The organism is Dysgonomonas sp. 37-18 (assembly GCF_001899125.1).
Classification (GTDB): domain Bacteria; phylum Bacteroidota; class Bacteroidia; order Bacteroidales; family Dysgonomonadaceae; genus Dysgonomonas.
In genome coordinates, this window is sequence record NZ_MKVC01000023.1 from 275,381 (window position 1) to 299,616 (window position 24,236).

Genomic DNA, 24,236 nt, shown 5'->3' on the forward strand with positions numbered 1-24,236 from the left:
ACAAACTGAAAAATGAATATATAATGAAGAAAACATTTGTATTACTAATGTCTGTAGCTATGGTACTCGTATCATGTAAGCAAAAAGAAACGATAGCAGATATGAAATTGCCTATTGATAAAAATGCCACAAAAGAAACTGTGGAGCTGTACAACCTATTATTTAAGTCGTTAGATAAGGGTATAATGGTTGGTCATCAGGATGCTTTGGCGTATGGTCATGGCTGGTATAAAGAAGCCGGGCGGTCGGATGTGAAAGATGTGACGGGCGATTATCCTGCAGTGGTAGGGTGGGAGTTAGGACATATCGAAATCGGAGCTCAATTTAATCTTGATTCTGTCTACTTTTCCGATATGAAGCACTATATCAAAGAAACCTACTATAGAGGTGGCATAACAACAGCCAGTTGGCATGGAGACAATATAGTAACAGGAAATACCGCTTGGGACTGTGCGCAGGATTCGGTTGTAAGAACGATACTGCCTAATGGCTCTAATCATGCAAAGTACCTCACATGGCTGGATCGTGTTGCAGATTTCTTTCTCGACTTGAAGGATGATAAAGGCACCCTGATTCCCGTTGTGTTCCGTATGTATCATGAACATACAGGAGCATGGTTCTGGTGGGGCAGTAAACAGTGTACGCCCGAGGAGTATAAACAATTGTGGATTATGACCGTAGAGTATTTGCGTGATAAGAAAAACGTACACAATCTTCTTTATGCCTATTCTCCATCAGAAACAAAAAATGAAGCCGAGTATCTAGAGCGTTATCCCGGTGATGAATATGTTGATATAGTGGGTTATGACTGCTATGTGCCGGGTAAAGACAGTGAAGCTGTAGCAAAATACAAAGAAGCGATGGATCTCAATCTTAAGATTGTAACCGGCTATGCAGCTAAGTCTGGTAAAATACCGACTATCGGAGAAACGGGAATGGAATCTATACCGGATTCTATGTATTTTACACAAGCTGTATATCCTGTTATAAACCAATATAAAATAGCATGGGTATTATTCTGGCGCAATGCTTGGGAGAGCGATAAGCCGGAACATTTTTATGCACCATTCAAAGGACATTCGTCTGCAGATGATTTCAGAGAATTTGTGGCTAAACCCAATATTCTGATGAATGCAGATGTAAAATAAAGACTTTCTTATGTATTAATATACTGAAGGATAGAACTCGTGTTCTATCCTTCTTCTTTGTTATATCAAACTGTTTAGGGGCGATAGAGCAACCAAATTTCTGATGCTTTTTAGAAGCCTTAAAATGTAGCTTTGGTATTTCAATTCTACCTTAAACCAGCTACCGGATGATAGAACTGAATAGTATAAAAAGGCTAAAGTCCTTTTCATTATTAACATATAAACTGCCAATCCTAAGTTTTTTTAGGCTCGAAAACTTTACCAACCAAACAAAAAGGATTACTTTTGTGGTGCATTTTTAATAAGGATAACTGTTTGAATTTAAGCACCTATAAATAACATTTATGTAAATATAGATAGGCCATTTATAATCTTTTAAGAATCAATAAAATATAACCTATATATTAAACAATTTTATTAATCATGGCTAATCAGAAAGAAAAGCTTTTCTCAAATTTTCCGCCGATATCTACTGAAGAGTGGATGGCAAAAATCGTAGCAGACCTGAAAGGGGCTGATTTTGAGAAAAAACTTATTTGGAAAACAAACGAAGGGTTCAATGTAAACCCTTTTTACAGAAGTGAGGACCTTGAAGGCCTTAATACGGCTGTGTCACTTCCGGGTGAATTTCCTTACGTGCGTGGTACCAAGAAAGATAACGACTGGTATACTCGTCAGGATATTGACGTCCGCGATTTCAAGGCAGCAAACGCAAAAGCTCTTGACGTACTTTACAAAGGTATCACATCTCTAGGATTTCATATCGAAGGAGATGATGTAAACGCCGACAACATCAAGACATTGTTGAAAGACATTCATCCTGAAGCTGTAGAGCTTAACTTTAGTACATGTCATCGCAAATCTTTGGAATTAACTAAGATCTTAGTTGAATACATCAAAGAATCGGGTGCAGATGTGATGAAGTGCTTTGGTTCTGTAAACTACGACCCTTTCAAACCCCTATTGAAAAAGGGCCGTAATGCAGACGGATGGGTAGAGAAAGCAGCAGAGATAGTTAAAGCTGCGGCTCCGCTACCTCGTTTCAGAGTATTGGCTGTTAATGCCTATGCATTGAGTGACGGTGGTGCTTACATCTATCAGGAACTTGGATATGCGCTGGCTAATGGTAATCAGTTGATGTCTGCCCTTGTTGAAGCAGGACTAGACCCTACATTGGTTGCTAAGAAGATCAAATTTAACTTTGGTATTGGCGGTAACTATTTTATGGAAATCGCTAAGTTCCGTGCAGCACGCTGGTTATGGGCCGAAATAGTAGAAGCTTACAAACCTATCTGTGCTAACGAATGTCCAAACAAATCTCCTGAAGGAATTTGTCATTGTGCTGCAAAAATATATGTTCATGCACAAACATCTACTTTCAACAAGACTGTTTACGATGCCCACGTGAACTTGCTTCGTACACAAACAGAATCAATGTCGGCTACTATTGCCGGAATTAATTCGTTGACAGTACGTCCTTTCGACGAAACATATAAAACTCCGGATGACTTCTCTGAACGTATTGCACGTAACCAACAACTATTGTTGAAAGAAGAATGTCATTTCGATAAGATAACTGACCCTTCAGCGGGTTCATATTATATCGAGAACCTTACTAAATCTATAGCTGAACAAGCTTGGAAATTGTTCCTCGAAGTAGACGAAAAAGGATTTTATGAAGCATTGAAAGCGGCAACAGTACAAACTGCCGTTAAAACTTCAGCTGATATCCGTTTCAAAGCATTGGCTACTCGCCGTGAAGTATTATTGGGAACTAATCAATATCCTAACTTTACAGAGAAGGCCGAAAGCAAAATTGTAAAAGAAGGTTGTAATTGCGGATGTTCTTCCGAAAAAGGAGAATATATGCCGTTACCTACCAGCCGCTTAGGTACAGCATTCGAAACACTTCGTCTAGCTACAGAGAAACATGGTGCTCCTACAGTATTTATGCTAACAATTGGTAATCTGGGTATGCGTCTTGCACGTGCACAGTTCTCAAGTAACTTCTTTGCTTGTGCCGGATACAAGATTATCGACAATTTAGGTTTCGAAACAGTTGAAGCAGGAATCAAAGCTGCTCGTGAGAAAAAAGCAGATGTTATTGTACTTTGTTCTAGTGACGATGAGTACGCAACATACGCTCCTGAAGCTCATAAGTTGATCGAAGGCAAAGAACATTTTGTTGTTGCCGGAGCTCCTGCATGCATGGAAGATTTGAAAGCGCAAGGTATAGAACACTTCATTAATGTGAAGAGCAATGTCCTTGAGACTCTAAAAATGTTCAATGCAAAACTGGGCATCGAATAATATTTTATAATTCGGATAAAAATGGAAACAAAAAAACCAATACTAAAAAACTGGGTAATTGCTACGCGACCATGGTCGTTTCCGGTATCATCTCTTCCTGCTCTTATTGCAATGATGTATACAATACACGTGTACCCCGAAAGTTCTGCTAACTGGATATTGGGTGTAATTGCAATCATTGGCGCAGTTGTTTTTCAGGCAGGTGGTAACCTGATCAGTGATTATTACGACTATAAATATGGTGTAGACAGAGAAGGCAAGGTAGGAACAGATATTCTTACCAGCAAACTATTTACTCCTAAACAGGTGTTTATTTACGGATGGGCATTTATTGCTTTGGGGATAACTCTTGGTTTATTTTTGGTTTCGCAAGCAGGTATAGACTTGGTGTGGGTTGGTTTATTTGGTACTATAGGCGCTGTATTTTATTATCGTTTCAAGTTCAAAGCATTGGGAGACCTTCTTATCTTTCTGGTTTATGGTCCCTCTATTATGCTGGGTACAGGATATGTAATGCTTGGGCACTTCGACTGGTTGTTGCTTTTTGTTTCTTTCCCTATGGCGTTTATTACTGTCAACGTGTTGCATGCAAATAATACACGTGACATCAGAAGCGACCGTTATGCGGAAATCAAAACATACGCAATGCTGATCGGGATGAAGGCTTCTGTAATACATTATTATCTGTTGACGATATTGGCTTATTTGTCTATTATCGTAATGGTGGTTCTTAATATTTTGCCGATAACGGCTCTTATCACTCTGATAACAGTACCGGTAGCATATAAGAACTGTAAAGCCATGTCGCAGATAACAGAAGAAGATGTTACTCCTATCAATGAATTGGACAAAGGAACTGCTCAACTACAATTGATGTTTAGTGCATCATTGTCGTTAGCCCTAATTTTAGCTATCCTGATATGAAAAAACTTGCAGGTGCAATCCTAGTAGCAATAGTCTTTTGGTTTGTAATGTTTTCGCAATGGACAAGCCCGCATATCAATTTCTGGTATGTTATGCTTGCCGCCGCAGGAACACTTACAGCTTTGAGCTTTCTGTTTAGAAAAGACTGGAAAGCCGAGTTCTCATTCAATATAAAAGATGTTGCTTTGGGTGTTGGCTCTGCAATCGTATTATGGGGCGTTTTCTATTTAGGTAATGCAACCTCCGGAATGCTATTCGATTTTGCTCATCCGCAAGTAAGCGATGTGTATGCCATGAAAGACGGGCAAAGCAAATTGTTTCTTGCATTGGCTCTATTGTTTTGGATAGGTCCTGCCGAAGAAATCTTTTGGCGTGGATATGTTCAACGTTCATTGAGCGAAAGCAAACTCGGAAGTATGAAAGCATATATTATAACAACACTTATCTATGCCTTTGTGCATATATGGGCGTTCAATTTTATGCTTTTTATGGCTGCCTTTATATGTGGGGCTTTTTGGGGATTCATATATATGAAAAACAGAAACTTGCTGACAGTGCTTATATCCCATGCTATTTGGGATGTGGCTGTTTTCATTTTATTTCCTATATCGTAAATAATCAAATAAAAAATAAATATGAAACCTAATTTCAAAAACATTGATATCAACAGTTCGGGTTTTGTTGCTACAGACGCTACAAAATGGGCTGCTGATAATGGTATAGAAGCTGACTGGATGACACCCGAACTCATTCCGGTTAAGTCTGTTTATACAAAAGAAGATTTGGAAGGGATGGAGCATCTTAACTATGCTTCAGGTATTCCTCCATTCTTGCGTGGACCATACTCGGGTATGTACGCTATGCGTCCTTGGACAATCCGTCAGTACGCAGGGTTCTCTACTGCTGCTGAGTCGAATGCATTTTATCGTCGTAACTTGGCTTCGGGTCAAAAAGGTCTTTCTGTTGCGTTTGACCTTGCCACACACCGTGGATACGATGCCGACCATCCTCGTGTAGTAGGTGACGTTGGTAAAGCCGGGGTGTCTATTTGCTCGGTAGAAGATATGAAAGTTTTGTTTGAAGGTATTCCATTGAATCAGATGTCAGTATCTATGACAATGAACGGTGCGGTACTTCCTGTTCTTGCATTCTATATCAATGCAGGATTGGAGCAAGGTGCTAAGCTGGAAGAAATGGCGGGTACTATACAAAATGATATCCTTAAAGAATTTATGGTGCGTAATACATATATCTATCCACCGGAATTCTCAATGAAAATTATCGCTGACATCTTCGAATATACATCTCAGAAGATGCCTAAGTTCAACTCAATATCTATCTCGGGTTATCACATGCAGGAAGCGGGAGCTACTGCCGATATCGAGTTAGCATATACGCTTGCCGATGGTATGGAATACCTTAAGGCAGGTATCGATGCAGGTATCGACGTAGATGCGTTTGCTCCTCGTTTATCATTCTTCTGGGCTATTGGTATGAACCACTTTATGGAGATTGCCAAAATGCGTGCCGGACGTCTTTTGTGGGCTAAGATTGTGAAGAGCTTTGGTGCTAAAAATCCGAAGTCTCTTGCATTGCGTACTCACTCTCAGACATCAGGATGGTCGTTGACAGAGCAAGATCCTTTCAACAACGTTGGACGTACTTGTATTGAAGCTATGGCTTCTGCTTTGGGACACACTCAGTCTTTGCACACAAATGCATTGGATGAGGCTATCGCATTGCCTACCGACTTCTCTGCTCGTATTGCACGTAATACTCAGATATACATTCAGGAAGAAACTCAAATATGTAAAGAGATCGACCCTTGGGCTGGTTCTTATTATGTGGAAACACTAACAAACGAACTTGTACATAAGGCTTGGGATTTGATCCAGGAAGTTCAAAAACTGGGTGGTATGGCTAAGGCTATCGAAACCGGTCTTCCTAAGATGCGTATCGAAGAAGCTGCTGCTCGTACTCAGGCTAGAATCGACTCAGGTCAACAAGCAATTATTGGTATCAACAAGTATCGCCTCGAAAAAGAAGATCCTATCGATATTCTTGATGTTGACAATACTGAGGTGCGTCGTCAACAGATCGAACGTTTGAACGACTTGAAGTCTAAACGTGACAACGAAGCTGTGAAGAAAGCATTAGCTGCTATCACAGAATGTGTGAAAACGAAGAAAGGTAACCTGTTGGAGCTTGCAGTTGAAGCTGCGCGCTTGCGTGCTACTTTAGGAGAAATCTCCGATGCTTGCGAAGAGATTGTTGGACGTTATAAAGCAGTAATCAGAACTATATCAGGCGTGTATTCATCAGAAAGTAAAAAAGACCCAACATTCCATGAGGCGAAGGCACTTGTGGAAGAGTTTGCAAAGAAAGAAGGTCGTCAACCACGTATCATGATTGCCAAGATGGGTCAGGATGGACACGACCGTGGTGCAAAAGTTGTAGCTACAGGTTATGCTGACTGCGGATTCGACGTAGATATGGGACCATTGTTCCAAACTCCGGAAGAAGCTGCCCGTCAGGCTGTAGAAAACGACGTAAATGTTCTCGGTGTTTCGTCTCTTGCTGCCGGTCACAAAACTCTTGTGCCTCAGGTTATAGACGAGCTTAAGAAACTTGGTAGAGAAGATATCATCGTTATTGCAGGAGGTGTAATCCCTGCTCAAGACTATGACTTCTTGTATAAATCGGGAGTGGCTGCTATTTTTGGTCCTGGTACATCAGTAACTAAAGCGGCTGTACAGATTCTGCATATTTTGTTAGCTGAGTAATTTGGTTTAAAGTCAAACCATAATTATATGAAAGAGCTGCCCGAATAAGGCAGCTCTTTTTTTGTATCATGTTTCATTCTATTTATCTCATAATAGAGGGTGACCTGAAAGTAACAAGAGTAAAATAGTGTAATAGTCGTCACTTTTTATTGTTTAGTTTTAGTTTCTATAGAAAATAACGATCTTTTATAGAACTGATGTATAATCTACATTATAATGTGTTTTGCAGTATATTGATGGGGTGGATAGCTGGAGTTAGTATAAAGAAAATATGATTGTAGAATAGAAATGGCTAGGATTTATAAATAATTTTTATAAATTTGTCTTTCTGCTATGTGTTAATTTGATTCTTTTTATACTTATTTGGTATCTAAAGAATGGATTAATATGTTTTATTTGTGATTATTTTTGTTGAAAAATGAGATTTGCTATACTTTTATTTATATTTTGTTCGAGTGTAAATTTAATGGCTCAGAATGCTTTAGGTGATAATGGCGAAAGATATAAGATTGCTTATGATTATTTGTTATCAGACTCTAAGACTTCAGAGCGTAACTATATAGTTTCGGATACACTTATGTTTATGGAAAGAAGCCCATTTTGGAAATATTTCCAGAAGAATGGCGAGTCTTCGTTAGACTGCATAACTCGTATTGATAGCATTGATAACACAAATAGATTTACAAAAGAATACTCTTGCGAATTGGTTAAGCTCTTTGGTTCTGCTGAGGAAACACCAAACTTATACTTTTCTAAAATCTCCGACAATGTTTTGTTTGCCGAATATTTTTATCGCTTCGGATTGAATAAGGATTTGACTCAGGCTCCTCCTAAATACAATGGTAGCTATCGCTATCTCTTTATCTTTGGTTCAGATAATAGTATTGCCGATGTTCTAAAACAGGTGGTTGCCTATAAATAAGATATACTTTGCTTTAAGGATCAAAGCTTTTCTATTCCGTTCGGTGTTTTTATTATTTTGTTTGCCTTTACGTTACGGCGTATTTCTTTATTTCTCTCTATTAGTTCCTTATTTTTGTATGGGCGAGAATGATCCAGGTGTACGCAAATGGCTGAATATCTGATTTGTTTAGAACGTATTCCCATGTTAACCAGTCGTTCCCCAAACTCCCTGTCCAATCCTCCATATTGCATAGACTCGTTAAAACCATTGATAGCCAGCATGTCTTCTTTCCATCCTGATGAGTTGCAGCCATTCCATGAGGCTTTTGCGGGGGTGATGAAATTCATAAATGAAGCAAAGGTTTTTGACTTTAAGAGTTTAGTATTCTTGAAAGAACTCTTCAAGCCGTGTTGTCTTAGCCATTTAATATCGAATGCATTTTCGGAGATGATATCTTCATAAGTAATAGCTTTGCTGGTCTCCATCGGTAATTTGGGATATCCGCCAGATAAGAAATATCCTTTTTCGGCATATCTTAAATGAGTCTCAATAAAATCCTTTCGAGGGATACAGTCGTGGTCTGTAAATATAAGGTATTCTGATTCTGAAGCTACTATGGCATCGTTTAGTATTTTGCACTTTCTGAAACCTTCATCTGTGTGCCAGATGTGCTTTATGCTCGGGAAATATTTATTCCTGAATTTATCTATTAATTCTCTGGTGTCTTCACCCGAGCCATCATCTGCAAGGATTAATTCGAATGTATTGTGAGTCTGTAGAGTATATCCCCATAAGGTTTTTTCTAACCATTCGGGATTATTGTAAGTTGATATGACAATCCCTATACTTTGAGGTTTTATATTTCTCATCTTATAATATATAGCCTGTAGATTTTAGTATGACCTTTTTGTAAGACAAAATTACAGTAAAAAAGTATATATCAACTATGATGTAGTAACTAAATGAAATGAGCTTTAAATAAGCCTCCTTGAATACTCAAGGAGGCTGCGCCTGCAGTTTGCTAAATTGTCTGTGTTAATGTCAGGCGTCTGCATATACATAAATTACTTTCGTGTATATTCCTACTCCAAAAAACATTTAGCTTTTTGACTTATTCCAATTTTATCTATACTATAGACATAAAATTGCATATCTTTTTAAGAGGGAATTATAGTTTTTCTTATTTACTGTGAATAACAAATCTTTTCTTGGTAGGAAAATAGAGAGTTATGCAGTTTTAATAAATTTATGTAAAAGTTTCCCTTATGTTTTAATCTTCAATACCTCGTGTAATTAATAACAAAAGTAACTTTTATTTTTATATTATCAAGTGATTTGATATAAAAAAAGAGAAAAATTATACTTGTTTTTAATCATTCTATATTGTGCTATGATTGGTAGTTAGGTGTAGTCTGTGTGTAATTTATATAGGCTAATGTAATTTTTGATTGTAAAATAAAATAGTATAGGAAGGCATTCAATTTGGTTAAAAGCGTTATATTGTTAATAACTAATTAGTATCATGTTTTTTAGTTTTATTTTAAAAAATTATTTTTGCCATCGGAAGATTTTAAATAAAAAATAATAGACGATGACTAAAACACTTCTAATATTTAAAGAGGGAATAGCAAAATCGCAAAAAGTAAGAGAGAGACTTGTGAAAAATATTGATAGACAAACTGATACAGAGATTACACTGAACTTATCGGATTTGGATTTTGATTTCAATAAAAAAGAGGTGAAAATTTCGCACTATATTAAAGATACAGAATATCCGGATGTCGTTCTTAAATTTAATGATTTTATATCATTAGTTCAGAGCTAATTAAATGTCTCTAATATAAGGGGTTTTTAAGATCTTTGGTGTAAAGAACACTTTTAAAAGACTTTCCTCCTTTCCTTTTTATATTATAAGAATTATGTTTAATCATATCAGATATGGTTAGGCATTTTTATTGTCATTCTCGATTAATCCTTTGAAGGTGATTATCGTTAAAAATGATACCCTTATATTCAGGATTCTCTCAAAAAGTTGTAAAAGGTGAAATGATCTCTTATATTTGTATTATAAGAAGTAAAATACTATAAAAAACTGTTATTTTTTTAAGTGATCAGATTAATTATAAATGGCTTATAATAAAGTCTAGTCGATTAAGATAAGAGCTTTTACATTTTCTAGGGATTTTAGATTATCTACTCTGAGATGATTCGTGAAGTAAAAATAGATTCATTTGATGATATCTGTTCATCATTTAGTATTTGGATTATCAAGTATTGTTCGCAGAATTATACTTTTCCATTGTATATGGTTTGGTATAGTGATACGGATGTAGAGGGGCGTCATGCCTTCATGCTTGATAAATCAGGATGTATTTTTGCTGTTACTGATTTAGTGAAGATAAAAGAGACACTACTGAAGAATATAGATAAAATTCAACAACCAAACAATTTGATGAATTGGTTAGCTTGCTTTGGAAATATCATACCCGAGTATGTCGAATCTTATAATGTAGGACAAATAGAAAATAATATACGGGGGAATGATTTCTACGATGAGTCAATAACCCAATTTATAGGCTTTATTAATTTATTTGGAGATTTTGTATACCAGTCGAAAGATAATCTTCTCTATGAAAGAGACTTGAATAATAAGTATATAAGTATGGTATACAAATACTACGATCAATATATTCAATCATCAAATTATATGATCAAAGATCAATATAATCAAAAGGATAAACCTCGATTGGAGATAAATCATCTGGAGTTACTGCATGCTTTTATCAAGATTAGGTATGTTATCGAAGAAAATATTTCAGTCGCCTATTTACAAAACACTGTTCAGCCCTATAATGTCTGATCGAAAGATGAACGACATCCTAAAATCCGCATAACTTTAAGTTGTAATATAAAAATAGATTATAAACTTCTGTTTTCTTTCTATTTAAGTGTTTGTTTGTTAAGGTGTTTTAAAATGTTTATATTCTGAAAATACACAAGGAAATATAGTTAATTAACAAAATAAATTGAACTTTATTCTACTACTTATGGTTATATAACATGTAGTTTTGTAAAGTTTGTGTTAAGGCATGAGAAAGTCCTACGACGTGATGTTGTGGGCTTTTTTTATTTGTACATGTGTGATCGACTCGTATTAATAATGTACAATAATAAGGGATAATCGCTGACTATTTTTTATCTTTATCAACACGAACTAATGTAAATAATAAAAAGGAAGGGTCGTTATTGAAAATGGAATTACGGACAGTAAATGTTACACGCTATATAACTCCTTTACGCGAAGGAGGCTCTTTGCCTGCACTGGCAGAAGGTGACGATGGATTCAAATATGTTGTCAAATTCAGAGGGGCCGGGCATGGTACAAAAATGCTAGTTAGTGAATTAGTTGGTAGTCTTATTGCCCAAACACTCGGCTTTCGTGTTCCGGAAATAGTCTTTATTAATCTGGATGAGGCTTTTGGACGTACCGAGGGTGATGAAGAGATACAAGACCTCTTGCAGGCTAGTCGTGGTTTAAATATGGGACTGCATTTTTTGTCAGGAGCGTTAACTTTCGATCCCGTAGCTGTGCAGATTGATCGTAAAACAGCCTCTCAGATAGTATGGATGGATGCCCTGTTGACAAATGTAGACCGCACAACCAAAAATACCAATATGCTGATGTGGCACAAAGAACTATGGCTTATCGATCATGGAGCGTCGCTTTATTTTCACCACTCGTGGGTAAATTGGGAGAAATATGCGCTAAGCCCTTTTACTCAGGTTAAAGATCATGTATTGCTACCTTATGCTTCAGAATTGGAGGAGGTTGATAAGGCTTTTAAAGAGATTCTTGTACCGGAGAAAATAGAAGAGATTGTTGCTTTGCTGCCGCATGATTGGTTGCATTGGGGTGAGGAAGGTGAAACTCCCGCAGATATACGTCGGGTATATGTAAACTTCCTGAAGGAGAGATTGGCACATTCAGAAATATTTATAAAAGAAGCACAACATGCCAGGGAAACACTTCTATGAATATGCTGTTATTCGTGTTGTGCCAAGGGTCGAACGCGAAGAGTTTATCAATGTTGGGCTTATTATGTACTGCAAAAGGGCTAAATATATAAAGGCTCGTTATGTGTTAGATGAGAATAAGTTACGTTTGTTTTCGTCTGAGTTAGATTTAGAATCATTATATATCAATTTAGACGTGTTTGATAAAATATGCTCCGGAACAAAAGCAGGAGGTAAAATTGCATCTTACGAAATATCGGATCGGTACCGTTGGCTTACTGCGGTTCGTAGCACTTCTATACAAACATCTACTTCTCGTTCGGGATTCTCAGACGATTTGGATGATACTTTCGAGAGGTTATACAACGAATTAGTTCTATGATTGATAAAAGAATAAGTCATTTTCTATCCGAATTTATAAAAAACTACATCATCTTTATAGCAATAGAGATGAGGCGATCTGAACAGATGCTATACTGTTGTGTTTAATAATATATATCCAGTCTGGAAAAGGATAAGATTATATAAAAGGGTTTTGTTTGGTTATATTTGAGGATTGTATTATATTTATGATTAAGTAGTATACAATACCAGAAAATAAAGAAAAACCAGTCCTTCTTGTTTACAAAAGAGTAATATATTTATTCTGTAATATACCATTGTAACCTAAAAATACGAGTTTATAATACGATGAAAATATCTACATTGGCTATACTTTCAATGTCTCTTTTAATATTCACTGCAATGTTGTTCGGCTGTAGAGGAGGGCAGGAGAGCGAAAGGATACAGTTGTTTATTCAATCTGCGGATATCGGTGATTGTAAGCTCAAGGGTTCGATGTCTTATGATTCTCTGAAAGGTATCTATACGTTAAAGGGAGCAGGAGCTAATATGTGGGGCGGACTGGATGCTTTTCATTTTGCATGGCTTGAGAAAGATGGAGACTTTGTTTTACGGGCAAACATTATGTTCGAAGGAGACGGTGTAAATACTCATCGCAAGATTGGCATACAAGTTCGAGAGACGTTAGATGCCGATTCTCGCTATGCCGATATTGCCGTTCATGGAGACGGGCTTACTTCCTTGCAATACAGAATGGTTAAAGGTGGCGTTACTGAAGAGCTTGTTTCAGCCAATAGAGCTCCTAGTCAAATACAATTTGAGCGGAAAGGAAATCTTTTTAGGATGAAGACCGGAACAAGTTTAACTCCTCAAATAGCCGATAATGAGATAGAAATACAACTGCCTGCTAAATGTTACATCGGGATATTTATCTGTTCGCATGAAGAAAATGTTTTAGAAACAGCATACTTCTCAAATGTCGTATTAGAATAATCCTTTAGCCCCGTTTATTCGTTTACAATATCGCTCAGAAATTCGCCTAACGGATGCATTATCTTATATATTTTAGCGGCGTATTCTGCAAAATCTTCACTCAATAATTGTTCTTTAGATATAGGTTTGCATACATAGAAGCGTTTGAGCTTTAGATATTCTGCTGCAGGATGGTTTTTGTCAAATCCATTTGGAACACGTTGAAGCATATCCTCGTCACGATATAGGTCTCCTATTTCTTGTTTAAAGCTTTTATCGTTCAATATATCACTGAATGTGTCAAAATCTTCATATATACCACGTCTTATTTTCTTTAGTTGCGTACCATCAAGCATATAATATCCTAAAGATAGGAATAGTTCGTCGGGATCGATATGCATATAATATCCTGATGCCTGATCTGCTGTGCGAGCGCGAAAGATAGCACCAAAATGAGTTTTGTATGGTGATTTGTCTTGTGAGAAGCGAACATCCCTATAGATACGGAAAAGACATTTCTTTGGATCGATATGTCCAATTTCAGGATCGAATGTTGCTATTTTTAATGCCATTTCGCCTATCAATAATTCAACATCCTTGCGGGCACGTTCGTACCACGATTTATTTTCAGTAAACCATTCACGATTGTTATTCTTTTTTAATTCCAGAAGGAACTTTAGCGTATCTTCTTTTAGCATAATTTTATTCTTTTGAAGTATAGACTTGATGTTTTATTGAAAACGATATTCTAAGTTTTATATCAGATATATCTTTAACTAGCTTTTTATCAGTATAAAGATATTCTAATTTTCAACAAGAGCTTCTCTTTTTAATTGTAAATTTTATATATTTGAAGAAATATATAACACAAACTGAACCAAAACACATACTTAAAATGAAAAAAATAGGAATATCATTTTTCTTACTCACCTTGTTTTGCGCCCATAGCGCACTGCATAGTCAGAATAGTGTACAAGTAGAGATATACCCTCGTCAGAAAGTGATTCTTAGCTACGAAAAATTCGATATGAATGCTTTTCGCAATCAGGTAGCTCAATCAGGTAGCCTTGATTATGTTTATACCGAAGCGGACGGTACGCAAAAACGTATATCGAACCTCCGTAAAGGACTGCCTATAGAGGTGTATGAAGTGCCGCCCTTACCTGCCGTATATCGTATATTCAAAGAGTTTTATCCCAGTGGGAGTTTAAAACGAAAAGGAATATATTTGCCTCATCAGTTTCCTATCGGTAAATGGCTAGAATGTGACGAGCGGGGAAACTGTAGTGTCATCAATTATGATCTATACAGAGGGGTTTTTGGTTATAACAGTCTGCTTAAAACCCTGGAAGATAAAGGCTACATAAATACTCTGGCAGGAAGCGATAACTGGTCTTTTATTGTGTGGTACAATGATAATTCGCATCAGTGGGGAATTAAGCTGCAAAAAGGTTCTAAGTATAGAATGCTTCACATTGATGCTAATTCGGGAGATATCCTGAGTGAGGCAGAGCATGAAGTGAAGCCGACCAACACATCAGTTTATGGTGATTACAATGCTTTTGGCGATTATTAATGTAAGGTTATAAAGAAATAAGGAAGGTATTTGAGATCTCAAATACCTTCCTTTATTTTATTTCAAACGGTGCTTGTTCTTAACTGTTGAAGTGATATAGGAATATAACAGTTTCTTCCAATGCACTTTTAGGAGAATCTTTTATCTCCAATACAACTTTTATCTCAGCTTTGGCAATACCCCTTAAGTTAACTAATGAGTCTAATTTTACTCTTAGGCGAACTTCGTTACCTGCTACTACAGGTTGATTGAATTTTAGTTTTTCAATGCCATAGTTGATAAGCATTTTTATATTATTTACTTCTATGATCTGATCCCATAGATAAGGTAATATTGAAACCATCAGATAACCATGCGCGATAGTGCTTTTAAAAGGGCTTTCTACTTTAGCTCTTTCTACATCTACGTGAATCCATTGGTAGTCTAGTGTAGCTTCTGCGAACAGGTTGATACGTTCTTGTGTAATTTTAAGGTAATCAGAAACACCAAGTTCTTTACCTACATATTGTTCAAAGTCTTGATACGAATTAATGATAACTTTACTCATAAGAATAGTTTATTAACAAACAGTCTATAAAATTATTGATATTAACCGAGATCACCAAATAAATATGGCTTTGGATTAAAAACATGATAATATTTTACTCATAATATTCCACCTAGTAAATAATTTCGTTTAGTTACAAAATTATTATTTTATAAAGAGTGATATTAAAAAATAATAAGAATAAATATGTAGATTTGCATAACTATACATTCTGTATAGTGTGTTGATCCAGGTAGTTTGTGTCCAATAAACATTCTAGTATTAAATAAATATATATGCGGGTTTTTATTACAGGAGGTACAGGGTTAATCGGTACGTTATTAGTCAAGGCCTTATTAGTGCAAAATCATAAGATCACGGTTTTGAGCAGAGATGTAGTCAAAGCAAAACAAAAGCTGGGATCAGATGTCGAATATTGTCAATCATTAGATGGACTAGATTCGTTAGATGGTTATGATGTGATTATAAACTTGGCGGGCGAATCTATTGCCGGTAAACGATGGACAGCAAAGCAAAAGGAGCGTATGTGTGATAGTCGCTGGGATACAACCCGTCGTTTAACAGAACTGATCAAATTGAGCAACACTCCTCCTTCTATATTTATTTCAGGATCTGCTGTTGGCTATTACGGACTTCAGGATGATGATGCAATAAATGAAAATTCGGAACCCGGAGAAGGGTTTACTCATTTACTATGCAAGAAATGGGAGGCTTTGGCAATGGCTGCAGACAACAGACATACGCGTGTATGTATCCTGCGAACAGGTATCGTTTTATCTAAAGACGGGGGAATGTTGCCCAAGCTAGTGCTTCCTTTTAAGTTGGGGCTTGGTGCTGTAATAGCATCCGGAAGCCAGTATATATCATGGATTCATATTCAGGATATGGTTAACGGTATATTGTTCTTGATAGACACTCCCGAAGCAAGAGGAGCTTTTAATTTTACTTCTCCTAATCCGATTACCAATAGGCGTTTTGCTAAAGTGTTGTCACGAACTTTATTTCGTCCATGTTTATTTAAAATACCATCATTTGTGATAAAAATGATGATGGGTGAAAGTGCAACATTGCTTATAGATGGGCAACGTGCTATTCCTCAACATTTATTGGATAAACATTACCGTTTTGCCTTCGAACATATTGATGAGGCTTTGGCTGATATATTAGTCAAGAAAATATAACTCGTCAATTGAAGGTAAAAGCAGAGTTGAGTACAATTGATCGATAGTTCTTTTTTATCTTTTATAATAATGCCCTTGAATAATGAAATTAACAAAGATTTTTCTGCTTACTATTCTCTTTTCTCTTGCTTTACCATTTTTTGCTCAAAAAGACAAGCCTTTGCGACTTGGAGTAGTGGGTCTGTCTCATGGACATCTATGGGAAGTGTTGTCACGTCTAGATAGAGGTGATTTTCAGGTTGTGGGAGTTGCCGAAAAAAATACGCAGCTATGGAATAATAAAATGTTACGTGCTAAAGTTGATGAAAAGCTTTTCTTTCAGAATTTGGACGAAATGCTTGACAAGACAAAACCGGAAGCTGTAATAGTCTATGAGCCTATATATGATCACCTTCGGGTGGTAGAAGCGTGTGCCCCTAGAGGTATCCATGTGATGGTAGAAAAGCCTCTAGCCACTACTGTACAGCAGGCTAAGCGAATGGCTGAACTAGCACAGAAATATCATATTATGGTTCTTACCAACTATGAAACTACATGGTATCCAGCCAATCATAAGGCATACGATATGATTCGTAAAGATGGAGCTGTAGGTAAGATGTCTCGAATAAATGTATATGATGGACATTCCGGGCCCGTAGAGATTGGGTGTGGCCCTGAGTTTTTGGAATGGTTGACTGATCCTGTGAAAAATGGGGGAGGAGCTGTTGTAGATTTTGGATGCTATGGCGCAAATCTGAGTACATGGCTTATGGGCGGGAAAAAGCCTGTGAGTGTGTCAGCCGTACTGCAACATCAGAAGCCCGATGTGTATCCAAAAGTGGACGATGATGCTACCATAGTTCTCGAATATCCGGGGGTAACTACTATTATTATGGCTTCGTGGAACTGGCCCTTTGGCCGAAAGGATATGCATATTTATGGAAATAAAGGAGCCCTATATCAGGATAATGCAAAGGATATGCGTTTCTTTTCAGGGAATAAAGAGGCTAAAATGGTTGCAGATGCTTTGCCCGAACCTTACAATGATTCTTTCTATTACCTAAAAGCTGCTGTAAGAGGAGATATAGAAGTAAAATCAACAGACTTGTCTTCTTTAGAAAATAACCTGATTGTTGTTGAAATATTAGAGGCAGCTATAAAGAGTAATGCTAGGGGTAAGGCCGTTAAGCTTCAGTAAATACGAATTAAATATCATCTGACCTGTTTGGGCTTGTGGCTTGATCGGTTTTGTTAAAATAGAAAGGGACGGATATTTTATTGATATCTGTCCCTTTAATTATTTTATGTCTCTTATTCGGCTTTTCTTATTCTTATCTGAATTGCATTTTCTATAGCCGTTTCGCTGACGAAAATTAGATAACCACCACCACCAGCTCCACTTAACTTCCAGCCTAAAGCGGATGATTTATATTTGTTTAAAACTTCGAGAATATCGTTCGATACCATGTGCGGATACATCACGATTTGAGCTTCGAAGCTTTCTCTAATGGCTTCTCCTAGTTTTTTTTTATCTTTTTCTTTTAGTGACTCCCATGCATTCTCAGCAGCATTGCTTAACCTTTTTGCATTCTCAAGTGTAATATTTGTGTTTGATAGGACATCATAATCGTGATGGCGTGGATATAATGGTACAAGCCACAAATGTTTTTCTAGCCACAACAATATTTCATCATCCAATACTTTCTCTATATGTGATGGCCAGAAATCCCCGTCATAATATAGCTTGTTGAGTCCGGGCAGAACGATTCCCAATGAATCCTGTGAGCCACTTACATATTTTGTTCCCGGAGGATTCTCGAAGCAGAATAAGGTTTTAGCGAGTTTTTCTTTATCTCCTGTCGGGATATCTACCTGCCAGAGTTCTATGGCTTTTTTACGTGAGCTGGTTGACATACCACTCCTGTCATTGAAGTCATAATCGGGCTCAATAGATATTGTAAGTACAGCTCCCGGATATAGACTGCTTACATTTGGCTGATCAAGCCAACCTCCTGCCAGATCTATCCTATAAGGAATTCTGCATTCTTCACGCAAAGCCGTTGTGGAGCGAGTTGGTAATCCGGCGTGGGGGATTCTTTTGCTTACGATGTATTCTATATGAAGGTCTTTGCATAGCTGTTCTTTTAAGGCACTGTGTCCGTCACTGTTAACAAAGAAGATGTCGGGTTTCAGTTCTTTCAGATCTTCAATAAAGTCAAGTATGCCACTTCCTTTATTGATCCAGGCATCTTTTACAAACCGAAGGGACTTTATCATATATAGGCGTTCCTGCTCACTGTTTATGGTTTTTCGGGCTTTTAGTTCATTTACTGTTTTATCAGAACCTATCCCCACATATAAATCTCCGTAACCGGCAGCTTCTTCGAAAAATGCAACATGGCCGCTATGGAGCATATCGTAGCACCCACTTACAAAGACCTTTTTCATATTTTATATTTTCATGTTCGAATTATAGTATGTAAATATATATCTTTTTCACTAATTATTGCTCCTTCTAGGATAGGTGACTATGTCTTTTTTTTAACAAATTTCCTCAATAAAGTTTGTTTCATTACTATAATACATTAAATTTGCAGAAGACAAACTGATATTAGCTATTAATGACCTTATATAGAACTTGATTTTCTCTTATAAAAAAACAAAAAATATGTTTTGTATTTTGTCTTTTTTTGCAATATTAGTTGCTTTATATAGGCTTTTTGTATTCATTATATATTTGCAGCATTATCTTTAATATAAATTTAACGTATAATGCCTGTTTTGAAAAAAAAAGCCCAGAGATTGAAAAAAAGAGCTGTAAAGCTTTAATATATAATTATGTGTTGCCGGACGTTAGTGTAAGAATAAGAGAATATTTCTCTATTTTTTACTAAACTGTTATTTTATAAAATATTTTTCAAAAGTTGTATCTTTTAAACATTATGACTTCTATAGTTGTTTTTAGGGTATGCGTTTGTTTATATTTTATTTTGTAGAGGTAGAACATAAACACCGAAGAAATGGGATTATTTGATTTTCTGCGAAAAAAGAAAGAAATAGCACAAATAACGGATAATGATCGACAGCAATTTACTGATGACATGTCTGCAAATGCAAACCTATTAGTCAAACAGTTTAAGGATGATGCTAAGCTTGATTTTACTATCGAAAGTTTGCGTGAAGTTGACCTTATAATAAAGGATAGCATTGTGTTTTATAAAAAGGCTGACTCAGAGACTAAAAGGAAGATGATAATAAAAATTGGAGCTTACGTATTTGAAGTGGCAAGAAAAAAATTTGGAGGACAATACTATTGGTATAATCGTTTAGATCAACCTATATTAGTTACAGGTCAACCCGAATTTGAAATGTCATTCTTAGCGTATGAGAAAGTCAGGGGATGTTTCGAAAACGGAAAACAGAATGAAATTTCACCTGTTTTTGAAGATTATGCAGTAGGGATAGCAAATAAATCTACCCTGATGATTGTATAGAAGTCCGATTCCTTAAAATTTAACTATTAACCCACATTTTATAATAACTCATGAAAAGATATTCACCGTATATAAAAAAGTATATCAGGGAGATAACTGAAGCCGGATATACTGTCAACGATAGTGGGAGTCATATATCAAAATGCATTGGTTGCTACGAAATATTAATTACAGATCTCACTGTTAAAAGTTTATTTACAAAGATAAAAAAGGTTCTTGTTTGGATAAAGAACAAGGAAACAAGAGTCATAGAGATAGAGAAGCTATATAAGCATGAGCTTCTGCCACTTCCTTTCCATAAAATAGATAGTTTTGTTCAAAATGCGATCGCTGATCTTGGAGTAGAGGATACAGATGTTCGGGCGGTGAAAGAAAAGAAGGTAGTTCGTGATTTGGATTTGAATATTCCTATCCCTAAGATTAATGTCAGGGAAGTTTCTGTTCGAGATATAAGAGTCTGAGTATAATTTATAAAACATCCTAGTTTAGGATGTTTTTTTTATTTGTAAGGACTTTATATTTCCTTCTATATATTCTAATCAATATTCTCTCTTTATACTTAAATTTACACTCGAAAAATAATAAAGAAATAAAATGAAGTATAGTTTCGCGAATGATTACTCTGAAGGATGCCACCCTTCTGTGTTAAATGCTCTTGTAGAAAGCAATCTCGTACAACAATCCGGGTATGGAGATGATGGATATACGCAGCGTGCAACTAAGATGATTGCAGAATTAACACACAAACCGAATGTGGGAGTACATTTGATAGCTGGCGGAACTTTGGCAAATTTAGTCGTTTTATCTTCTATTCTGCGTCCTTTTGAGTCTGTTGTGGCTCCTACAACCGGGCATATTTATGTAAATGAAACTGGAGCAATAGAGGCGACCGGACATAAAGTAGAAGCTGCATCAACTGTCGATGGAAAGTTACGTCCACAGGATATCAAACCTTTTTTGAATAAACTTCGCGGGCATCATGTTGTTCGTACAAGAGCCGTTTATATCTCTAATTCTACCGAATTGGGAACTATATATACAAAGCAAGAGTTATCTGACCTTTATTCTTTCTGCAAAGAAAATGATTTGATTTTGTTTATGGATGGCGCTCGTTTGCCTATGGCTTTGGCTGCTGAATCTAATGATATGACTTTAGCTGATATTGCAGCTTTCACTGATGTATTTTATATTGGTGGTACAAAATGTGGAGCTCTGTTAGGAGAGGCAGTTGTTATAACAAACCCTGAGTTGGACAAAGATTTCAAATATCACCTTAAGCAGCGAGGTGCTCTTACTGCAAAGGGTAGGGTGATGGGAGTGCAATTTGATCAACTACTCCAAGGTAACCTGATCTTTGATTTAGCAGCCCACGCAAATAAGATGGCAGCGAAAATGGCAGCTGCATTCAAGGCTTTAGGTTATACTATGCTCATAGACTCTGATACCAATCAAATATTCCCAATATTAACGAATGAAGTGATAAGTCGTCTGCAAAAAGATTATTCCTTTCTTACATGGAGTGTTGTTGATGATAATCATTCTGCAATGAGATTTATTACTTCCTGGGCTACTCCTGAGTCTATTGTAGATGAGTTTATCGAAGATCTGAAGAAGTTATAAACAACAATTTCTAATACTTAAATTCATACTGGTACGTTGAAGTGTTTCCGCACTTATCCGTTGCTGTGAATACTAATTTTTGCATTTGTCCCTTTTTCAGTCGCGAAGAATCGAATTTATAAGAATAGATCGGAGATTTTACATCGTTTTCGAACAATACGAATGCGCCGTTGATTGTGCCTTTGTATGAAGCTATACCGCTGAGATTGTCCGATAATTTGATTCTTATTGTAGCATGTCTTGCCCATCTTTCGGGTTGAATGGGTGTGATTGTCGGAGCTTTGGTGTCGGCGTTAATGGTGTATGTGTTTCCAAGTTCTCTTATTCGTCCAATGATTTTTCCTTCTTTATATGTTCCTCCTATCCAGACTTCATTATTCCCCTTGAGGCGTACAATGCCATATTGTGATTTATTGGATAAGGTGTCTTTCTTTAATTTTATTGTAATGTTGCAATAATCTTGCAAGGGAACATGTGTGTCATTTACTTTGTATAAGTCAGCAAGATGTTTCGCTGATGGAATTTTTTTTAGCATAAAACACAGGTCATCATAGAGGTATTCTTTAGGAATGGTGATGCTGAATGATTCTGTTGAATAGCTATTCTCCTCGTTCCATGCCATTCGTTGCGAGCAAGTTCTCTTCTGAGGGATCGTTTGCTTCCTCCCTTTTATGCAGAACGAATAGTTTGTTTGATTCCCATACATATCTTCAAGTTCGTAGCGAAGATTGTATACTCGCTCTTCTTTTATATCAATATGCCCATTATTTACCGATTTATAAAAAGGGAGTTTATTGCCCGGTTCAATGTAAGATTTTTGATAGAAAATTCTCCTTCTGCTCCAATAATCGAAGTCTGTCATACTATTAATCATCCGGGTTTGCTTAAAATCGACAAGAGATAAATTGGAAGAAAATATTTCTTTGTCGTCACAAAACAGTCTAACTTTTTTTACGCCATATATATTTGAGGTACCATCCATTCTGTCATTCGCATAAACTCCAAATCCAATTTTCCCCCATACTTCTGCTGTGTCTTTTAATGTGGTGTAAGCTCCATTCTTTAGCATGGGAATATTTCTGTGGTAAGGATGACGGCTAAAATCTACTGCACCTTTTTCATTTATAGGATATATAGCTATTCCTTTTATTTGAGGCGCTTGTGTGTCTGTTATAGCATCTTTGTAATACTCCAAAGGGTCGATAGCTATTTGATTAGTAGTGTTTCTTATTTCAAAGTGTACGTGTGGTCCTCCTGACGATCCTGTATTTCCGCTATAGGCAACAAGCTCACCTTTTTTTACCGGTATTTCTTCTTTTCCTAATGTGGTGTCTATATGGAAGCTTTCACGCTCATATTGTTTGTCTTTTATGTATTTTGATGTTTTAGGTGCAAACTTATTGAGGTGTCCGTATACGCTTGTTTGTCCGGTGGAAGGGTAGTCTATATAGAGTGCAAGTCCATAGCCCGATGCCGAAACAGAAATACGGGATACATATCCGTCCTCTATAGCATACACAGGTTTGTTTACGACTCTTTCTGTTTTTAGATCAATACCGGAATGAAAATGGTTTGGTCTGAGTTCTCCGAAGTTAGCACTGAGGATTAGCGGTATATCAAGTGGAGACCTGTAGGTGTTCTGCGCTACAGAGCTAAATGCATATATAAGGGATAAAAATATTGAAATTTTCTTCATGTGTTTTGTATAAATTCATTACAAAAATAGGAGAATATAGAGACCTTCACAAGTTTTTGTTTGTTAATGGATATTCTTCACTATTTCTTGATCAAATAATGTTATTGACTATCAGGAGTCTATCGTTTTGTGTGAAATATTTTAGAAAAAAATAGCCGCAAATATTTGCACATAACCAAAAATGCCTTACCTTTGCATCCGCAATCAAGGGAGAATGATACTGCAAAACAGAGAAGCTCCACAGGATGGCCCATTCGTCTATCGGTTAGGACGCAAGATTTTCATTCTTGAAAGAGGGGTTCGACTCCCCTATGGGCTACTTAATAAGAAATAAAATAACAATATAAGGATTAGTCGATATGGCAAATCATAAATCAGCAGAAAAAAGAATCAGACAAGCAGAAACAAGACGCTTGAGAAACAGATATGTAGCTAGAACAACTCGTAATGCAGTTCGTAAATTCCGTTTACTGACTGATAAAGAAGAGGCTCAAAAGCAATATCCTTCAGTTTGCTCTATGCTTGACAGACTAGCTAAGAAAAATGTGATTCACAAGAATAAAGCAGGAAACTTGAAGTCAAAATTAGCTGCTCACGTTCATTCTCTGTAAATAATACTAATATTCTATTATAGATAGAGGCTAGACTTTTAATAGGTTTAGCCTTTATTAATTTATAAAAACTTCTATACGTTGGATATAGAAGTTTTTCTTGTGTATGACATAATGTCTTGTTTATTCCTTTCG

The 24,236-nt window shown here is 36.5% G+C and carries 23 protein-coding genes and 1 tRNA gene; 19 read left to right on the forward strand and 5 right to left on the reverse strand.

All coding sequences use genetic code 11. From position 1 onward, the window contains the following. Window positions 1-23 precede the first annotated feature (23 nt). The 6 genes from BGO84_RS08865 (at window position 24) to BGO84_RS08890 (ending at window position 8,087) form a co-directional block, all read left to right on the forward strand. Window positions 24-1,148 (forward strand): glycosyl hydrolase, encoded by a 1,125-nt coding sequence (locus tag BGO84_RS08865; protein ID WP_291028841.1) that lies wholly within the window; start codon window positions 24-26, stop codon window positions 1,146-1,148. A 423-nt stretch (window positions 1,149-1,571) separates the two neighbouring features. Continuing rightward, entirely contained in the window at window positions 1,572-3,458 is a 1,887-nt protein-coding gene (gene mutA / locus BGO84_RS08870; protein ID WP_291028842.1) for a methylmalonyl-CoA mutase small subunit, read from the forward strand. A 21-nt stretch (window positions 3,459-3,479) separates the two neighbouring features. After that, the gene (locus tag BGO84_RS08875) at window positions 3,480-4,382 is read left to right on the forward strand and encodes a prenyltransferase (RefSeq protein ID WP_291028843.1); all 903 of its coding nucleotides are present in this window, start codon (window positions 3,480-3,482) and stop codon (window positions 4,380-4,382) included. Then, on the forward strand, window positions 4,379-4,996 hold the full coding sequence (locus BGO84_RS08880) for a type II CAAX endopeptidase family protein (RefSeq protein ID WP_291028844.1): 618 nt from the start codon (window positions 4,379-4,381) through the stop codon (window positions 4,994-4,996). Before BGO84_RS08875 ends, BGO84_RS08880 begins: the two co-directional genes overlap by 4 nt. A gap of 21 nt (window positions 4,997-5,017) precedes the next feature. After that, window positions 5,018-7,165, forward strand: coding sequence for a methylmalonyl-CoA mutase (scpA, locus tag BGO84_RS08885; RefSeq protein ID WP_291028845.1), 2,148 nt, complete (start codon window positions 5,018-5,020; stop codon window positions 7,163-7,165). A gap of 418 nt (window positions 7,166-7,583) precedes the next feature. Further along, on the forward strand, window positions 7,584-8,087 hold the full coding sequence (locus BGO84_RS08890; RefSeq protein WP_291028846.1) for a hypothetical protein: 504 nt from the start codon (window positions 7,584-7,586) through the stop codon (window positions 8,085-8,087). 20 nt (window positions 8,088-8,107) lie between these two features. On the opposite strand, the gene BGO84_RS08895 is transcribed toward BGO84_RS08890, so the two are convergent. Then, window positions 8,108-8,938 carry a glycosyltransferase family 2 protein gene (locus BGO84_RS08895; protein WP_291028847.1) on the reverse strand — a complete coding sequence of 277 codons (831 nt, stop codon included), beginning with the start codon at window positions 8,936-8,938 and terminating at the stop codon, window positions 8,108-8,110. Between the two features lie 722 nt (window positions 8,939-9,660). Here BGO84_RS08895 and BGO84_RS08900 point away from each other — a divergent pair. The 5 genes from BGO84_RS08900 to BGO84_RS08920 all read left to right on the forward strand — a co-directional run bounded on the left by BGO84_RS08900 (window position 9,661) and on the right by BGO84_RS08920 (window position 13,418). Beyond that, window positions 9,661-9,894 carry a hypothetical protein gene (locus BGO84_RS08900; RefSeq protein ID WP_252636875.1) on the forward strand — a complete coding sequence of 78 codons (234 nt, stop codon included), beginning with the start codon at window positions 9,661-9,663 and terminating at the stop codon, window positions 9,892-9,894. Window positions 9,895-10,272: 378 nt separating this feature from the next. Next, entirely contained in the window at window positions 10,273-10,929 is a 657-nt protein-coding gene (locus BGO84_RS08905) for a hypothetical protein (protein ID WP_283686001.1), read from the forward strand. 392 nt (window positions 10,930-11,321) lie between these two features. Continuing rightward, complete coding sequence (locus BGO84_RS08910; RefSeq protein WP_291028848.1) at window positions 11,322-12,104, forward strand: HipA family kinase; 783 nt, start codon at window positions 11,322-11,324, stop codon at window positions 12,102-12,104. Next, on the forward strand, window positions 12,082-12,465 hold the full coding sequence (locus tag BGO84_RS08915) for a DUF3037 domain-containing protein (protein ID WP_291028849.1): 384 nt from the start codon (window positions 12,082-12,084) through the stop codon (window positions 12,463-12,465). The genes BGO84_RS08910 and BGO84_RS08915 overlap by 23 nt, the downstream gene beginning before the upstream one ends. Before the next feature lie 308 nt (window positions 12,466-12,773). Further along, window positions 12,774-13,418, forward strand: a complete 645-nt coding sequence (locus tag BGO84_RS08920) for a hypothetical protein (RefSeq protein WP_291028850.1) — start codon at window positions 12,774-12,776, stop codon at window positions 13,416-13,418. A 14-nt stretch (window positions 13,419-13,432) separates the two neighbouring features. On the opposite strand, the gene BGO84_RS08925 is transcribed toward BGO84_RS08920, so the two are convergent. Then, entirely contained in the window at window positions 13,433-14,095 is a 663-nt protein-coding gene (locus tag BGO84_RS08925) for a DUF2461 domain-containing protein (protein WP_291028851.1), read from the reverse strand. A gap of 197 nt (window positions 14,096-14,292) precedes the next feature. Here BGO84_RS08925 and BGO84_RS08930 point away from each other — a divergent pair, with 197 nt between their 5' ends. Next, window positions 14,293-14,973, forward strand: coding sequence for a hypothetical protein (locus BGO84_RS08930; RefSeq protein WP_291028852.1), 681 nt, complete (start codon window positions 14,293-14,295; stop codon window positions 14,971-14,973). A 79-nt stretch (window positions 14,974-15,052) separates the two neighbouring features. Here BGO84_RS08930 and BGO84_RS08935 read toward each other — a convergent pair whose 3' ends face one another. Continuing rightward, the gene (locus BGO84_RS08935; protein ID WP_006843122.1) at window positions 15,053-15,520 is read right to left on the reverse strand and encodes a MaoC family dehydratase; all 468 of its coding nucleotides are present in this window, start codon (window positions 15,518-15,520) and stop codon (window positions 15,053-15,055) included. Between the two features lie 275 nt (window positions 15,521-15,795). On the opposite strand from BGO84_RS08935, the gene BGO84_RS08940 reads away from it, so the two are divergent. Both BGO84_RS08940 and BGO84_RS08945 read left to right on the forward strand, forming a co-directional pair. Next, a complete protein-coding gene (locus tag BGO84_RS08940) occupies window positions 15,796-16,701 on the forward strand; it encodes a TIGR01777 family oxidoreductase (protein ID WP_291028853.1) in 906 nt (301 codons plus the stop codon). Window positions 16,702-16,783: 82 nt separating this feature from the next. Beyond that, window positions 16,784-17,878: a Gfo/Idh/MocA family oxidoreductase gene (locus BGO84_RS08945; protein WP_291028854.1), complete on the forward strand. Its 1,095-nt coding sequence runs from the start codon at window positions 16,784-16,786 to the stop codon at window positions 17,876-17,878. 113 nt (window positions 17,879-17,991) lie between these two features. Here the strand turns inward: BGO84_RS08945 and BGO84_RS08950 are convergent, their stop codons facing one another. Further along, entirely contained in the window at window positions 17,992-19,128 is a 1,137-nt protein-coding gene (locus tag BGO84_RS08950; RefSeq protein WP_291028855.1) for an adenylyltransferase/cytidyltransferase family protein, read from the reverse strand. 572 nt (window positions 19,129-19,700) lie between these two features. Here BGO84_RS08950 and BGO84_RS08955 point away from each other — a divergent pair. From BGO84_RS08955 to BGO84_RS08965, 3 genes are all read left to right on the forward strand, one after another. Then, window positions 19,701-20,174 carry a hypothetical protein gene (locus BGO84_RS08955; RefSeq protein WP_283686010.1) on the forward strand — a complete coding sequence of 158 codons (474 nt, stop codon included), beginning with the start codon at window positions 19,701-19,703 and terminating at the stop codon, window positions 20,172-20,174. A 50-nt stretch (window positions 20,175-20,224) separates the two neighbouring features. Next, complete coding sequence (locus BGO84_RS08960; RefSeq protein WP_291028856.1) at window positions 20,225-20,635, forward strand: hypothetical protein; 411 nt, start codon at window positions 20,225-20,227, stop codon at window positions 20,633-20,635. Between the two features lie 133 nt (window positions 20,636-20,768). After that, window positions 20,769-21,794 carry an aminotransferase class I/II-fold pyridoxal phosphate-dependent enzyme gene (locus tag BGO84_RS08965; RefSeq protein WP_291028857.1) on the forward strand — a complete coding sequence of 342 codons (1,026 nt, stop codon included), beginning with the start codon at window positions 20,769-20,771 and terminating at the stop codon, window positions 21,792-21,794. A gap of 10 nt (window positions 21,795-21,804) precedes the next feature. On the opposite strand, the gene BGO84_RS08970 is transcribed toward BGO84_RS08965, so the two are convergent. Next, on the reverse strand, window positions 21,805-23,490 hold the full coding sequence (locus BGO84_RS08970; RefSeq protein ID WP_291028858.1) for a M23 family metallopeptidase: 1,686 nt from the start codon (window positions 23,488-23,490) through the stop codon (window positions 21,805-21,807). 247 nt (window positions 23,491-23,737) lie between these two features. On the opposite strand from BGO84_RS08970, the gene BGO84_RS08975 reads away from it, so the two are divergent. Then, window positions 23,738-23,809: transfer RNA gene (locus tag BGO84_RS08975), tRNA-Glu, on the forward strand. 40 nt (window positions 23,810-23,849) lie between these two features. Beyond that, on the forward strand, window positions 23,850-24,101 hold the full coding sequence (gene rpsT, locus BGO84_RS08980; RefSeq protein WP_006843113.1) for a 30S ribosomal protein S20: 252 nt from the start codon (window positions 23,850-23,852) through the stop codon (window positions 24,099-24,101). Window positions 24,102-24,236 lie beyond the last annotated feature (135 nt).